The 14,635-nt window shown below is 41.4% G+C and carries 10 protein-coding genes, 1 pseudogene and 2 CRISPR repeat arrays (1 of these 13 cut by a window edge); of the genes and pseudogenes, 5 read left to right on the forward strand and 6 right to left on the reverse strand.

Annotated features, from left to right (window positions below; translation table 11 throughout):
* Window positions 1-15: 15 nt before the first annotated feature.
* Window positions 16-1,326, reverse strand: coding sequence for a Y-family DNA polymerase (locus tag PSBA01_RS09420; protein WP_186474086.1), 1,311 nt, complete (start codon window positions 1,324-1,326; stop codon window positions 16-18).
* A 427-nt stretch (window positions 1,327-1,753) separates the two neighbouring features.
* Between PSBA01_RS09420 and PSBA01_RS09425 the strand changes: the two genes are divergently transcribed.
* The 3 genes and pseudogenes from PSBA01_RS09425 to PSBA01_RS09435 all read left to right on the forward strand — a co-directional run bounded on the left by PSBA01_RS09425 (window position 1,754) and on the right by PSBA01_RS09435 (window position 3,411).
* The gene (locus tag PSBA01_RS09425; protein ID WP_186474087.1) at window positions 1,754-1,972 is read left to right on the forward strand and encodes a hypothetical protein; all 219 of its coding nucleotides are present in this window, start codon (window positions 1,754-1,756) and stop codon (window positions 1,970-1,972) included.
* Between the two features lie 60 nt (window positions 1,973-2,032).
* A complete protein-coding gene (locus PSBA01_RS09430) occupies window positions 2,033-2,437 on the forward strand; it encodes a hypothetical protein (RefSeq protein WP_186474088.1) in 405 nt (134 codons plus the stop codon).
* Between the two features lie 231 nt (window positions 2,438-2,668).
* Window positions 2,669-3,411 (forward strand): annotated as a pseudogene (locus PSBA01_RS09435) (IS5 family transposase).
* 24 nt (window positions 3,412-3,435) lie between these two features.
* On the opposite strand, the gene PSBA01_RS09440 reads toward PSBA01_RS09435, so the two are convergent.
* The 5 genes from PSBA01_RS09440 to PSBA01_RS09460 all read right to left on the reverse strand — a co-directional run bounded on the left by PSBA01_RS09440 (window position 3,436) and on the right by PSBA01_RS09460 (window position 8,320).
* Window positions 3,436-4,674, reverse strand: coding sequence for a PD-(D/E)XK nuclease family protein (locus PSBA01_RS09440; RefSeq protein WP_186474089.1), 1,239 nt, complete (start codon window positions 4,672-4,674; stop codon window positions 3,436-3,438).
* 42 nt (window positions 4,675-4,716) lie between these two features.
* Entirely contained in the window at window positions 4,717-5,157 is a 441-nt protein-coding gene (locus PSBA01_RS09445; RefSeq protein WP_186474090.1) for a DUF1810 domain-containing protein, read from the reverse strand.
* A 94-nt stretch (window positions 5,158-5,251) separates the two neighbouring features.
* Entirely contained in the window at window positions 5,252-6,244 is a 993-nt protein-coding gene (locus PSBA01_RS09450) for a leucine-rich repeat domain-containing protein (RefSeq protein ID WP_186474091.1), read from the reverse strand.
* Between the two features lie 75 nt (window positions 6,245-6,319).
* Complete coding sequence (locus PSBA01_RS09455; protein WP_186474092.1) at window positions 6,320-7,408, reverse strand: helix-turn-helix transcriptional regulator; 1,089 nt, start codon at window positions 7,406-7,408, stop codon at window positions 6,320-6,322.
* A 54-nt stretch (window positions 7,409-7,462) separates the two neighbouring features.
* Window positions 7,463-8,320 (reverse strand): PP2C family protein-serine/threonine phosphatase, encoded by an 858-nt coding sequence (locus PSBA01_RS09460; protein WP_186474093.1) that lies wholly within the window; start codon window positions 8,318-8,320, stop codon window positions 7,463-7,465.
* Between the two features lie 287 nt (window positions 8,321-8,607).
* Here PSBA01_RS09460 and PSBA01_RS09465 point away from each other — a divergent pair, with 287 nt between their 5' ends.
* Together PSBA01_RS09465 and PSBA01_RS09470 are read left to right on the forward strand one after the other, a co-directional pair.
* Window positions 8,608-8,919: a transposase gene (locus tag PSBA01_RS09465; protein ID WP_186474095.1), complete on the forward strand. Its 312-nt coding sequence runs from the start codon at window positions 8,608-8,610 to the stop codon at window positions 8,917-8,919.
* Between the two features lie 29 nt (window positions 8,920-8,948).
* On the forward strand, window positions 8,949-9,791 hold the full coding sequence (locus PSBA01_RS09470) for an IS3 family transposase (RefSeq protein WP_267448909.1): 843 nt from the start codon (window positions 8,949-8,951) through the stop codon (window positions 9,789-9,791).
* A 44-nt stretch (window positions 9,792-9,835) separates the two neighbouring features.
* Window positions 9,836-13,106: a CRISPR direct-repeat array (repeat unit 28 nt; unit sequence TTTCTAAGTCACCTATGCGGTGAGGAAG).
* A gap of 760 nt (window positions 13,107-13,866) precedes the next feature.
* A CRISPR array of direct repeats spans window positions 13,867-14,635; the repeat unit is 28 nt; unit sequence TTTCTAAGTCACCTATGCGGTGAGGAAG; it runs 2,850 nt beyond the window's last position.

Genomic DNA, 14,635 nt, shown 5'->3' on the forward strand with positions numbered 1-14,635 from the left:
GAGTCCACCTCTGGTTTAATCTACTTTGGGTATTTGCTTAATGTTTGTGGTATAGCATGGCGATAGCATATCCCGGCTCATCTGCCATGACTGCTTGTCTTTGATGCCTTCGCTTGCGATAAACACAGCAGACTGCTGATTACTGTTTTGACCATATTTTTTATTAAGCTGATCCATAACGGCAATAACCTCTGCGCTCTTTGAGGTACTTTGTCGGTTGGTTTGATTGTCGCTACTATCGTCTGCAAACAAGTCAGGCTGTACCTCATGGTGCTGGTAGATATCAAAGAGCATAACGCCAGCTTTGGCGTAGCGAACATCTTTTTTAAAGATCTGAGTCAGTATCTGCCGAGCAGCGGCTACCATCACTCTAGTATCAGCGGTTGGGGTTATAAACTGACATTGTCCGGATATAGAAGTATAACTCTCTGTTTGACTAAACGGGCTATTCTTAGCAAAGACGCTGAGATAATGACAAACGCTGTCTTGTTTACGTAGTTTGCTTGCTGCTTTTGCTGCATGACTACATACTGCTTGGCTGAGCTCATCAGGGCAGCTAATACGAGTGGAGAAAGAACGAGAAGAGATGATCTGCTTCTTAGCCTCTACCGCTTCGATACCAAGACAGCTTTGACCATTAAGCTCTAAGCAGGTGCGCTCGAGTACCACCCCAAAGTGTTGTCTTATTTTCGCAGGCTCACAGATGGCGAGTTGATAAACCGTATGAATACCCATCTCATTAAGTCTGACCTTATAACGACGACCCACGCCCCATACCTCACCAACATCGGTGATCTGCATGATACGTCTGATCCATCGAAGATTATCTAGCACGCAGACGCCTTTAGTAGCGGGGTGCTTTTTAGCAGCATAATTGGCAAGCTTTGCCATGGTCTTAGTACTGCCCATACCCACACATACTGGAATGCCGGTGTACTGCTCAACGATGCTTTTGAGCTTACGCCCATAGCTATCAAGATCAGTCATCGCAGTCGGATAATCGGCTAAATATAAAAAAGCCTCATCGATAGAATAGACTTCAACGGTAGGACACAGTTTCTCGAGGGTGCTCATGACTCTGTGAGACATATCAGCATATAAAGTGTAGTTTGAACTAAAGACGGTAACGTCGTTCTTCTCGCAGAACTTTTTAACCTGAAAGTACGGCACACCCATCTTGATACCGAGCTGCTTTGCCTCACTGGAGCGAGCGACCACGCAGCCATCATTGTTAGACAGTACGACCACTGCCTTACCTCTTAGATCAGGGCGAAAGAGCTTCTCACAGTTGGCATAGAAGCTATTGCAATCAACAAGCGCATACATGGCTGTCTCAGTAGGTGGATGGCATAAAAAAAAGCATAACCAATCACGAGTATTTACGTGATCAGAGATGCCTTTGATTGTAGAGATAGCGTGCTTGAAAATTCAAGAGCGAATAAAGGGTAGACGACGATGGCTGTCGTGAGGGTTTGGGTGACACTATGAATTTATAAATTTCTAACTATTGATTATACTCAACATTGAATAAAATCTATATTCACAAATATCCTACTCTTTTTTATTAAGTGACAATGCCTGTTTGATCATGGCCGTAGAAATAAAATTTTGTAAAGATACAGTTATCTACTGTTCATAAGTTGACCTAATTATTATTCATTAAAAGATCCAAAAAACTGACAACTGTTTAACAATTTATAGTATCCTTTAATCAACATCAATCCAGAGCTCAACATATTTAACAAGTATTTTTATGAGTATCCATTCCTCACTGCTAGTTACTTCTCTTTTTAGTGCAACTTTTATTTCGGTCGGTTGCGCTCAAACTAATGCGGTCACGCAATCTGTAATTAATGCTGCTACTGAAACTGTTGGTGGCTTTAAAACTGCTTTTGAAGATTACACTAAATCTAACAAATCAAAAAAAAGAAAAGAGCTAGCAAACGCCTATCACATGTTTGGTTGGATGTAAGACGGTTGTATTGGAGATAGCTCTGCTGACTATCAGAAAATTGGCCTTCTAAATCAACAGATGGTTGCTAATATTAAAGCCGTGCGAGATCTGCCAGTCGCGGATGCTGTTATAGGTGACACCTATGAGTTTTATGTTACACCTAGGTCACAATGGAATCCTGGCTTTGATCGTCTTCTTGACAGTGTCAGAATGAACAAAAATTACGAATATACTGAGTATCACTTTAAGTTTAGAGACAATGTTTTCTACCGTGGTCAACCTTTGGCAGAATATCATTATAAATTCAGACCTGAGTCTGAAGGTGGTCAGGAAGTTCTAAAGTTTGCAAGAAATGCTGATATAGATAGTATTTGGCCTAACTTCAAAGGTCGTCAAGTTGAAGATTGGATGGATGGTAGCCTATATGAATCTAAGGCTGAATACGACAGACAGAACAAGACAATCACTTGTTATTTTGATTAGGGCCTGTTGAACATCGGGAATAAAATGATGGCAAAAAAATAATGAAGCAGTAATCTTTAAGTTCTCACACAAAAAAGATTACCACTTATGAGTTAAAAAATGCTACTGAGTTTGGGCAATCTTTATTAAGAGTTCAGTACTTTCAAGGATACGAATGGATTCACTTAAAGCTATATTTCAAAGATACTAGGTTGTGTTGACATATAGAAAATAATTGATACTCATAGTGTTATGACTAGATTAACTCTAAGTGATGGCCAGTGGGCAAAGATAGAACCGTATTGTGCAGGTAAAGAGACCGATGTTGGTAGAACAGCCGTAAATAATCGACTATTTATCGAAGCTGTTCTATGGATTGTCCGTACAGGTAGTCCGTGGCGAGATTTACCCCCTGAATTTGGTAACTGGAACAGTGTTTATAAGCGCTACCGTCGATGGGTAAAAAGCGATAGATTCAGCAAGCTATTTAATGCTCTGAATGACTCAGATTTAGAGTATGCCATGATTGATGGCACTATTGTTAAGGGACATCGTCATGGACAAGGTGCAAAAGGGGGGCTTGTCATCAGGCAATTGGCAAATCAAGAGGCGGTATGACCACTAAAATCATGGCAATGGTTGATGCATTAGGCAACTTTGTTGATTTTACTTTATTGAAAGGACAACAGCATGACATGGCTGGCGTTAACCCTTTAATGAAAGACAAAGCGTTTAGTGCATTGCTTGCTGATAGAGCCTTTGACACGGATTGGCGACTGCTAGACTGAAAAAATCGTGGTAGCAAAGCGGTCATACCACCTAAACGCTCTCGTTTAAAGCAACGAGATTTCGATAAAGAAGTGTACAAGTGGCGTCATTTAATCGAGAACTTCTTCTGTAAGCTGAAAGATTTCAAAAAAATTGCCATGCGTGCTGAAAAAACGAATGAGTCGTTTGCTGCTAATATCTATTTAGCAGCGACGACTATCCATTGACGGTAATTGTCAACACACCCTAGCTTAATCACTAACACAACCGTTTTCATTTAACATTCGAAAGACTTTATCCATTTCTTCCAAGATTTTATCTGCCATCGTGCCTTCATTTATCATTAACCATGCCTCACTCGAACCTTTCCAATCCTGCGGATCAAAATAGTAGTAAGCGGGCCATTGAGCAGAAGAGCTCACTTTTTTATCAGTCAACATCGTATTCAGTACCGTTTTCATAGTTTCTGTATGCGGACACGCTTTCGCGGCTTCTACAGAAGTGAACTTAATTCCTAGAATTGGACGATCAAACCCTGCATTATCAAACTCGAAGCAAACCCATGCATTGTCATAGCCAGGAATTATGAATCTAATCTGTTCGTATCTTCTGCCCTCGCCGATATAACTAATATCTAATTCGTAATCAGTTTTTTTATATTTTGCTAACAAATCTATTTTTAGCTTAGCTATCAGCTCTTTCTTCATTCGATCTAAAGTGTTAGATACCTTGATACTGGCATCAATAGTAGCTGCATTCTGTTTAATGATATCTAAAATTGCGTTGTCTTCGTTCATATCTTCTATCCCCATAAAATGTTTTTGAATAAACTTAGTTAGCTGTGCAATAAACTCACTGACGCTGTAATTCTGACACTCTACCTGACACGCTTTGAGCCAACTAATCATATCGCTAAATCTAAGATGGCTATATTGATTGCGGGTTATCCAATCTTCTAAAGTTTTAGTATCAACGCTATATTCACTTGGTACGTCATTATTCTCGTTTAAGTAAACGAGATGCCAATGATTATGTTTTCTCTTTTCAAGCTCAATAGCATAATCTTTCATTTGGTCAAGCTGATCTGCTGCATAAGGTTTGTTTTCAATACAAATACCATAGCTGTGATCACCTACCTGACATCTTAAATAAATATCCATACGCCGCTGGGTGTTACTTTTCCCCGTTATTTCTTCAAGAAAAACTTCTGTTTTCTCAAGGTTATTAAGAAAAACCTGCCAGTTATCGTCTTTATATATAACAGGCAGACAACACTCAACGAATAACCTTAAAAAGCTTTCTTGCTGAGCATGACTTCCTTGAGGGTCAAGCAGAGCTGCCAAAATACGACTAAGCCCTAATTCATCGGTATTGATATAATCAAAAGTACTGAAGTCTGGAGACAATTGACGGCTATAGAGTGCTTGCGCGGTCTCTAAAGCGTTAATTTTTTGGCTCACATCGTTTATCAAACTTTGCACGGTACTCATACTCATATTTCCTTTTAAAACCTCGTTCGGTTATGTTTAGCGCTATTGCTGGTCATTGATTTGCTTTAGCATCTTGATAGTATTTATATCGTAACTACCTTCAAAATACTGATCCAAAAGCTCGTTAAAAACACATTTTCTATTAGGGGATGCTAGGGCAAATAACGTTAGCGAAGATTGCAGCTTCAGATTGTCCGGTGAACCAAAAATATCTAAAGCGCTTTTATTAGGGTGTAACAGCAATAATTCAGCGCACTCTATTAACCGTGCCCCAAGTACCTCATGCTGCAAATACGCTTTCGCTTGCTCTAGACTCTCTATTGCAAATCGTCGAGACGTTTTACTGTGTCCCAACCCTTTCACTTGTGGAAAAATAAACCACATCCAATGTGTACGCTTCTGCCCGTCGGTTAACTCTTTAATAACCGATGGATAAACAGTATTTTGAGCTTGGATAAAATCATTAAACAAAGCTGTACTCATATCTCTCACCTTCTATATTCTTTGATTCTTAAGTGATAATCGTTTTCCAACGATGCCTACAATTTTATTCAAGCTATATTTATACTTAATACAACTACGAAACCATATATATCATGCCCATCCAACAATGGTCAGGCTTATCAACAACTTCTGCATTATAGAAAATATGTTCATCCTTCATATCCATTTTTTCAATAGTATCTGCCATAATTTGTAACTCATCCACTGTAAATGAGCGATTACTTTCCACTTGAAACATCACAGATTTTACGGTTATCTCTTCAGGAATCTGATCAATGATCTGACTGAGCACTTGGTCGGATTTAGACATTTCTAATGCGCTAGCTTGTATAAACTTAGCAGGCCTTGCAAAACTTAGCACCTCTTCAATATGTTCAATACATAAACTCGCAGATGCTTTAAAAACAGTTGCAAACATATTCATGACTCGTTGTACTTCATCAGGTTGGCAAATAATAATGCCATCCACCACATCAAACTGCTTGATCGTTTTTTCAGTCGTTTGCAAACCAAGTAAAAATTCTGATGCTGCTTTGAACTTCAGATCAATTAGTGCTTTTTCATCCCAATTGTCACTAGTAAGGAAAAATCCAAAATGAGATAACTCATATTTACTCATTTGTAGTGTATATAACTTAGTAAAAGATATATTTTCAATCCACAACTCATTATTGCGATATCTCTCAATGACAGCATTTGGTAATTGAGCAATCAACTGATTGGGAACATCTATCAGCCGTAGACTTTCAAGATTAGCGATGCCATCAGGAAGCTGCTGTATTTTATGACTAGTAACCGTCAATCTCTCTAACTGGCTTAATAGACCTATAGACTCTGGCAAACGCTCAAGCGTATCGCAGTTTAGCGTGAGATTGGTTAAGTTGTATAAATAGCCGATACCTTCAGGTAAATTAGTTAATTGACTACAATCTATACTCAAGTCTGTTAACGCCAATAAATTAGCCTGATTACGGGGTAAAACCTCTTCAGAAATTTTAAACTTGTCAGCCCATGCCCACAGCTCTTTCATCCATGGCTCTATAGTAATCGTATTTTTTGTTATCATTTTGAACTTCCTGTTAAAGCTGAAAAGCAACCTTGTCGTTAAATAATTTAAGATGACATGACTAATAACTAAATCTTAATATCCATAAAGCTCTAACGCACTCTTTAGACGTTCAAGAATTACCACTTGAAGCTCACTTGGTTCAATGACTACTGCTAGCTGTGACATACTCACCAGCCAATCTTGCAGACGAGTAGTATTAGCTACGGTGGCGCTGACTTGATTCCAAGTATCATCGATAACTTCAATCTGCTGATCTTGTGATAATGGACGCTCATAAAGATGCTGACAGGCATACTTTTGTACTTTTAAAACCAGTTTAATCTGGCTATCAATAGTCGGCTCTAGCTTACCTATTTGACGCAAATTCTCTAATGAAAAAACATCGCGCCCCACCCAGTCAGGTATTGGCTTATCTACGACTACGGCCTTGGTAATACGATTGACCGCAAAATTACGATGCTCCTTTAATAACACATTATCATCGATATAGTCATCAACAGGATTAAAGCCTGTGAGATAGACCATATTGTCAATAAAGATCATTCCTTTGGGATACACCACTCTTTGAGTTGGTTTTTCTTCCCATTTGTTTTGATAACTTATTCGTAATTGACGATTCTGTAGCAGAGCCTGATGAATAATTCCAATCACCTCACTATCAAGCTTTGGCGCTTGCACAATACTAGGTAAGGTGATGAGATGATCTTGCCATTGTCCTAGCGGACTTTGATGGAATTTGTCTTTATCTTGACGACGTAGTTGAGTAAGCTTATCTGTAATCCCCTGTTTAAAAGAAAATGGTAGATAGTTTGCAGTATATTTATCCAGCATCTCCCAAAAGAATACCGTTTGCTCGTTAATGACATCGATACTAAAGCTCGGTTCAATATAAAACCGTGCTGTCTTGCCACTGATATTCTTGCCCCATGCTGGCACTCGGTTTAAGGCGTCACTATAGAAGATATCGTTAAAGATTTGATTTAAGCCAATCAGATCGTTCTCTAGGTTTTTACGCTCATTTGTATAATTATCAGCATTATCACCGTAGTTTTGCATAAGCTCTGTCAGAGACATAGCATCCGCTTCACTCCGAGGCAAGCATTGATATAAAGCAAATAGACGTGCTGACTTTGTGTAGCTGGCGATAGGATGTGTAGGCATAGTAGCTTCTCTATTAGACTGATGAAGTGACAAACTCATTATTAAAATACAGGCTCAATCAAAACGAACCAAAATCGCAGTGCCATTATCATAAGCATTACCCTCAGAGTTATAGACCTGATCTTTAAGCGTGTTTAACCAAGCTTGTAAATCGGTTTCAGCACTGACAAGTTGCCAATGACGACTCGGCACCAAATCATGAATACCATCCGTACAAACTAAGATACAGTCGCCGCTATTAATATTAACCGTACAAGAGCTGCCTTCTGGCGCTTCACTGCTTAGATAACTGTCATCAGCCGTCAATACAAAGCACTCTGTAATGCTATATAGACTCCCCGCCATACCTTCTCGATTATAGTCAGCGAACTTCGCTTGGCGACCTTGCTCTTGTGCTTTCTGGTCAATGAGCTCATTCAATAGATTATGGTCGCGAGTTAGGCACTGCCACTGTGATGCACCTTTCGATAACTGATAAACACGACTGTCGCCCACATGCGTTATCGTTGCCTTTATGGTTCCATCGCCCTTTAACTCACAGGCAACCATCGCAAGAGTTGCCGCCGCGCCATGACGCTTAGATGAATGCTTGGTTTGATTAATCAGCTGATGAATATTATCTGAAGTAATACTCTTCTGATCGTTCCATAACCGTCTGATTGCCTTTACCACTGCTTTTGAGCAGTGCTGCGAGTGATTAGAGCTTGCCACGCCATCAGACACTGCTAAATTAAATGGTAATGCAACTGGTGTCACTGCCATCATACCTAAGTCTTCCTGATACCAATTATCTAAAAAGAAAAAAGCGTCTTGCTGCAGGTTGTTACTAGCATTCCCTAGAAAGGTAATTGCACAGGCTTGGGCGTTCGAAGGTATATCTCTTAAAGGACAATGGTCAAGAGAAGAAGACATGATGGTAAGCCTATATTTTTATCATAGAGGCTAGTATATCTGACTACCTGTAAATCTATTTTCTAGGTTGCATTCGCTGAGATTTTCGTTCAAATGAACTTTATTTTCAGATTGAACTAATGTTTGTATAAATAATAGATTGTTGCTAATATGCAACCCTTTATTTTATCGGATATATGTTATGTATCAGAACAAATTTTTTCTTTTGAGTACCAATTTAATTGTAGTGGCATAATTAAATCGGACCATGTTTAAGAGGTTATACTCCCCCAAAGAGGATAATTAGTATGACGACCAAACGCCAAAAATACACCCGAGAATTCAAGTTAGAAGCCATTAGCTTAGTCGTTGAGCACAAACGCAAAGTTGCTGAGGTTGCCCAGTCGCTAGGCATTGGTACTTCCACCTTAGACAACTGGGTACGCAAGTATAAAAAAGAGAAACAAGGTATTGCCCCAACCGAAGGCCTAGCACTAACCGATGATCAGCATCGCATTCAAGAGCTTGAGAGAGAAGTCAGACAGCTTAAAATGGAGAAAGACATATTAAAAAAGGCTTCCGCTCTGCTGACATCGGACAGCCTGAACGTCTATCACTAATTAAGACACTAGCAGAGCAAGACAGACAACTGAGCACACGCAAGCTATGTGACTTATTTGGTGTAGTCAGAAGCAGTGACTACTATGGTATACGATCTAAGCCTATAGATATAGAACTCGTTAAGTTAAAAGCCCTGATACGTCAGATATTCAACGATTCAAAGCAATCGGCTGGCGCTCGCACTGTGGTTGCCATTTTAGCTAATAAGCACAAAATCACGCTGACGCGTTATTTAGCGTCTAAGTTTATGAAAGGCATGGGACTAATGAGCTATCAGCTCAAGACGCATAAATACCAGCAAGCTGATCAAGAACACAAAACCCATGACAATATCTTAGATCGCAACTTTAGTGCAGAAGCGCCTAATCAAATTTGGACAGGTGATGTAACCTATGTCCGTATCAAAGGCGGTTGGTGTTATTTAGCCATCATTATGGATTTATATGCTCGACGTATTGTTGGTTTTGCCTTGTCAGATAGCCCGAATACCCAGCTGACCACATCTGCACTAAAAATGGCATATCACATAAGACTTGAGCCTAAAGGCGTGCTGTTTCATTCAGATCAAGGCAGTCATTATACCAGTGAAGAGTATGCTAAATGCGTAGCCAAGTGCAATGGTATGTCGCATAGTATGAGCCGACGAGGCAACTGTTGGGACAATGCACCTACAGAGAGGTTCTTTAGAAGCTTTAAGACAGAGTGGATGCCAAAAAACGGCTATGACAATATTGATGAGGCTCGGCAGGCAGTAAATGATTATATTTGGGGCTATTATCAAAGTGTAAGACCACACAGCTTTAATGAGTATTTAACACCAAGCGAGAAAGAGAGACTTTATTTCAACAAAAACCTCTTAAGTACTGTCTAAAAATATTTGACCACTACACACTATCAGGAGCAGCCATAGCAAAATTTCTAAGTCACCTATGCGGTGATGAAGGCCATGTGCCAGTGCAACTACTGCGTTTGGATTTTCTAAGTCACCTATGCGGTGATGAAGCTGATGATGTGATTTACGTTGAGCCGCAAACTTTTCTAAGTCACCTATGCGGTGATGAAGTCAACAGATAAAGAGCTTGCTAGCTTCTTTGATTTCTAAGTCACCTATGCGGTGATGAAGTATCCAAACGACAACCTAGTCAATCCTCATGATTTCTAAGTCACCTATGCGGTGATGAAGAGACAGCGTTAGCAAACGCAGGGTTTTACCACTTTCTAAGTCACCTATGCGGTGATGAAGAAAATCTGACGCATAAAAAAATCGCCACTATGTTTCTAAGTCACCTATGCGGTGATGAAGATGCGTTTGCCGCGCAGCAGTCTGACTTTGGCTTTCTAAGTCACCTATGCGGTGATGAAGTATACAACCCGCCAGCCGACACCGCTATTGATTTTCTAAGTCACCTATGCGGTGAGGAAGAACGATTTACCATTTAAGACTCCAAAGGTGGTTTTCTAAGTCACCTATGCGGTGAGGAAGACTGGCAGCTTCTTATCTTGTTTTGCTTTTAATTTCTAAGTCACCTATGCGGTGAGGAAGATCATGACGCGAGCAAGAGCGTGCTTATCAAATTTCTAAGTCACCTATGCGGTGAGGAAGGCCGTTATTGCTCGCTTAGATGGGATCATACATTTCTAAGTCACCTATGCGGTAATGAAGTTTATCATTGCTCTTACTTTCTATTTGCTTATTTTCTAAGTCACCTATGCGGTGATGAAGTTTTTGACCATGCGATACGTCTTAGACCATGATTTCTAAGTCACCTATGCGGTGATGAAGTCAAAGAAGGTGAAGCGATTATCTTACCTGCTTTTCTAAGTCACCTATGCGGTGAGGAAGTCATCCGCTTCGATCTCATCCCACTCAATATCTTTCTAAGTCACCTATGCGGTGAGGAAGTACTATAACGCCAGTATCAGTTGGGGCTTCGGTTTCTAAGTCACCTATGCGGTGAGGAAGATTGACATTGAGCCAAAAAACCCGCAAGCGTTTTTCTAAGTCACCTATGCGGTGAGGAAGCCGATAAAAGAGATGCTACGCGCTATCGGTGTTTTCTAAGTCACCTATGCGGTGAGGAAGCGCCCACGTTGGCAGACGTAGGCGGTTTGGCTTTTCTAAGTCACCTATGCGGTGAGGAAGACGGTAGAAAAATACCTTTGTTGGACTCGCAATTTCTAAGTCACCTATGCGGTGAGGAAGGAACCTTTGTGCCGTCCTTTTCCTCATATTTCTTTCTAAGTCACCTATGCGGTGAGGAAGTTAAACGTATTAGCGCTTGCAAAACCTATTCGTTTCTAAGTCACCTATGCGGTGAGGAAGTCGGTATTATCATTGGTATGATTGCCCGTAAATTTCTAAGTCACCTATGCGGTGAGGAAGTTAAATATATTAATCCTACGGATACTCAAGAATTTCTAAGTCACCTATGCGGTGAGGAAGTTTATTATCAGAACATGATAAATCGCTTGTAATTTCTAAGTCACCTATGCGGTGAGGAAGAAACTTTGGAGCCGGCGCTCGTTTTCGATAGGTTTCTAAGTCACCTATGCGGTGAGGAAGAGCGATTTTTCGCCAGTATCAGGATCAGTCGTTTTCTAAGTCACCTATGCGGTGAGGAAGTACAATCTACTGTTAATTATGCTCCGACTGTTTTTCTAAGTCACCTATGCGGTGAGGAAGCCCCGCCGCCTTTCTTGACTTTCCGATATTTACTTTCTAAGTCACCTATGCGGTGAGGAAGATTGGCAAGACCTTATGGACGAAAATGGGGTTTTTCTAAGTCACCTATGCGGTGAGGAAGTTGTCCCTGCTTCTGCTCTTGTGTGTGAATGTTTTCTAAGTCACCTATGCGGTGAGGAAGCTACTGATGTAAATATACCCATTAATTATATGTTTCTAAGTCACCTATGCGGTGAGGAAGTAACTGCACCGTATTTTACGATGAAGCCCAGCTTTCTAAGTCACCTATGCGGTGAGGAAGGTGCAGCGTCACCTGCTAGTGGGTGTCTCGTTTTTCTAAGTCACCTATGCGGTGAGGAAGCACCATACATGGTTTCGCCACCAGGGTCATTCTTTCTAAGTCACCTATGCGGTGAGGAAGACCGAATGGGTCGATAAGGCAGGCGAGGTAATTTTCTAAGTCACCTATGCGGTGAGGAAGTACTATGCTGCGCAACACGGCATGATAACACCGTTTCTAAGTCACCTATGCGGTGAGGAAGATGATAACGCTTGACGCACCGTGCCAGATTAGTTTCTAAGTCACCTATGCGGTGAGGAAGAGAGCTTATTGCCGGCGCTGGGTTCAGTTCTATTTCTAAGTCACCTATGCGGTGAGGAAGGCTTAATCACATAACGACCTCACCAAATCGCATTTCTAAGTCACCTATGCGGTGAGGAAGGCACAAAAAAGCCGCCTAAGACTGGACATCGATTTCTAAGTCACCTATGCGGTGAGGAAGGTGCGGCGCTCTGAGCCAATAATCCAATCAACTTTCTAAGTCACCTATGCGGTGAGGAAGTGGATAACAAAGTCCCCCAGACTGTTGGGGAATTTCTAAGTCACCTATGCGGTGAGGAAGTTGACAATCTTAATCAAAGTTATGAATTGATGTTTCTAAGTCACCTATGCGGTGAGGAAGGATAATCACGCAAGCGGATAGCATCATCGTGCTTTCTAAGTCACCTATGCGGTGAGGAAGTCTGCAATTATATCCTACCCACCGCTGCACACTTTCTAAGTCACCTATGCGGTGAGGAAGTTTTAATTGCTGTCCCTCAGTTGTTGGGTGAGTTTCTAAGTCACCTATGCGGTGAGGAAGTACTAAAACTCTTATACCTCGTATTAGTCGATTTTCTAAGTCACCTATGCGGTGAGGAAGAAGCCGAGCCAGAAGAAGTCGAGCTGTAGCATTTTCTAAGTCACCTATGCGGTGAGGAAGAAACAGCTAAAGACCGAGCACGCGCTTGAGCTTTTCTAAGTCACCTATGCGGTGAGGAAGACGCCCATTCGCGGCGACGCAGTGCGACCGCATTTCTAAGTCACCTATGCGGTGAGGAAGGCCGTTGTTGGCTCTAGCAGTAAGCAGTCTTATTTCTAAGTCACCTATGCGGTGAGGAAGCTGTGTGTGTAGGCTCAAGCAATTCAGGCTTATTTCTAAGTCACCTATGCGGTGAGGAAGAATAATAAAAAACGTATGTCTAGCCGTAAAATTTTTCAAAAGTCACCTAGCGGTGAGGAAGGAAAGCAGTCCCCTTTAGTTTGTAGCTTTTTCAATCACCATGCGGTGGGGAAAGGTAAAAATTTGTAAGGGGGCGGTAAGGGTTTTTCTAAGTCAACGGTGAGGAAGATATGCACCAAGCTAGCATAAGATTTTTCAAAGCCCCTATGCGGTGGGGAAAGGCCTCCAAAAATTGATGGGTATATTTGTTTCTAAGTCCCCTATGGGTGGGGAAAAGTGTGGCGGTGCAAAGTCGAAATTTATAAATTTTTAAGTCACCTATCGGTGGGGAAAAGGTTTTTGGCACAAAAAAAATTTTCCCTGCTTTTCAAGTCCCAAATCGGTGAGGAAAAAGTTTTTTTGAAAACTGGATAGCGAGGAAATTTCTAATCCCCTATGCGGTGGGGAAGCCTGGGTAATCCAATTGCCAGTGACATTGATTTCTAAGTCACCTATGGGGTGGGGAAGATTTTTTTATCTAGGTGCAAATAGGGATTTCTAAGTCACCTATGCGGTGGGGAAGTTAGCGGGCCTTCATATAAAACTATGCAGTTTTTCTAAGTCCCCTATGGGGTGAGGAAGAAGCTGCGTGGTCGTGATGGTTTTTATATTTTAAGTCCCCTATGCGGTAGGAATGGTATTCAATCCCCGTGTTTGCTGTATTTTTTAAGTCCCCATGGGGGTGAGGAAAGGCCGATCAAAATTTTGGGGGTAAACCCCAATTTCTAAGTCACCTATGCGGTGAGGAAGGAGGTGTTTCTTCATCTTCCCCATTTTTCTAAGTCACCTATGCGGTGAGGAAGAGTCAGATCATACGTCCTGACCCACATTCTTTCTAAGTCACCTATGCGGTGAGGAAGACATCAAGATCAACGCCTGATCCACATTGAATTTTCTAAGTCACCTATGCGGTGAGGAAGCTTTAGCCGCCTGCTTAATCATAACGACTTGCTTTCTAAGTCACCTATGCGGTGAGGAAGACTAAGGAAGGACAAGCAACTTGTCGCTCACTTTTCTAAGTCACCTATGCGGTGAGGAAGTTGAGTTTACCCAGCCGCAGGGGCTAATGTGCTTTCTAAGTCACCTATGCGGTGAGGAAGTTTGATGCGTTGGCGTCCATTGTCTTCTTGAATTTCTAAGTCACCTATGCGGTGAGGAAGTTTGCGAGCTCGCTCATGCTGACTTGCTTATCTTTCTAAGTCACCTATGCGGTGAGGAAGCCGCGTTTTCCTCACACTTAGCATCGTACTCATTTCTAAGTCACCTATGCGGTGAGGAAGTAGATACGGAATTTAACGATGCTGACGATTACTTTCTAAGTCACCTATGCGGTGAGGAAGGTGAGATGAGCCTGTATGCGAATCATACAGCTTTTCTAAGTCACCTATGCGGTGAGGAAGCTTCGACCGTGTATTCATTGCCAATTTCTTCATTTCTAAGTCACCTATGCGGTGAGGAAGTGCAACATTAGCCATTGTAGTAAACCCATCG

Origin of the sequence: Psychrobacter sp. KCTC 72983, assembly GCF_014280455.1 — a bacterium.
GTDB lineage: Bacteria > Pseudomonadota > Gammaproteobacteria > Pseudomonadales > Moraxellaceae > Psychrobacter > Psychrobacter pacificensis.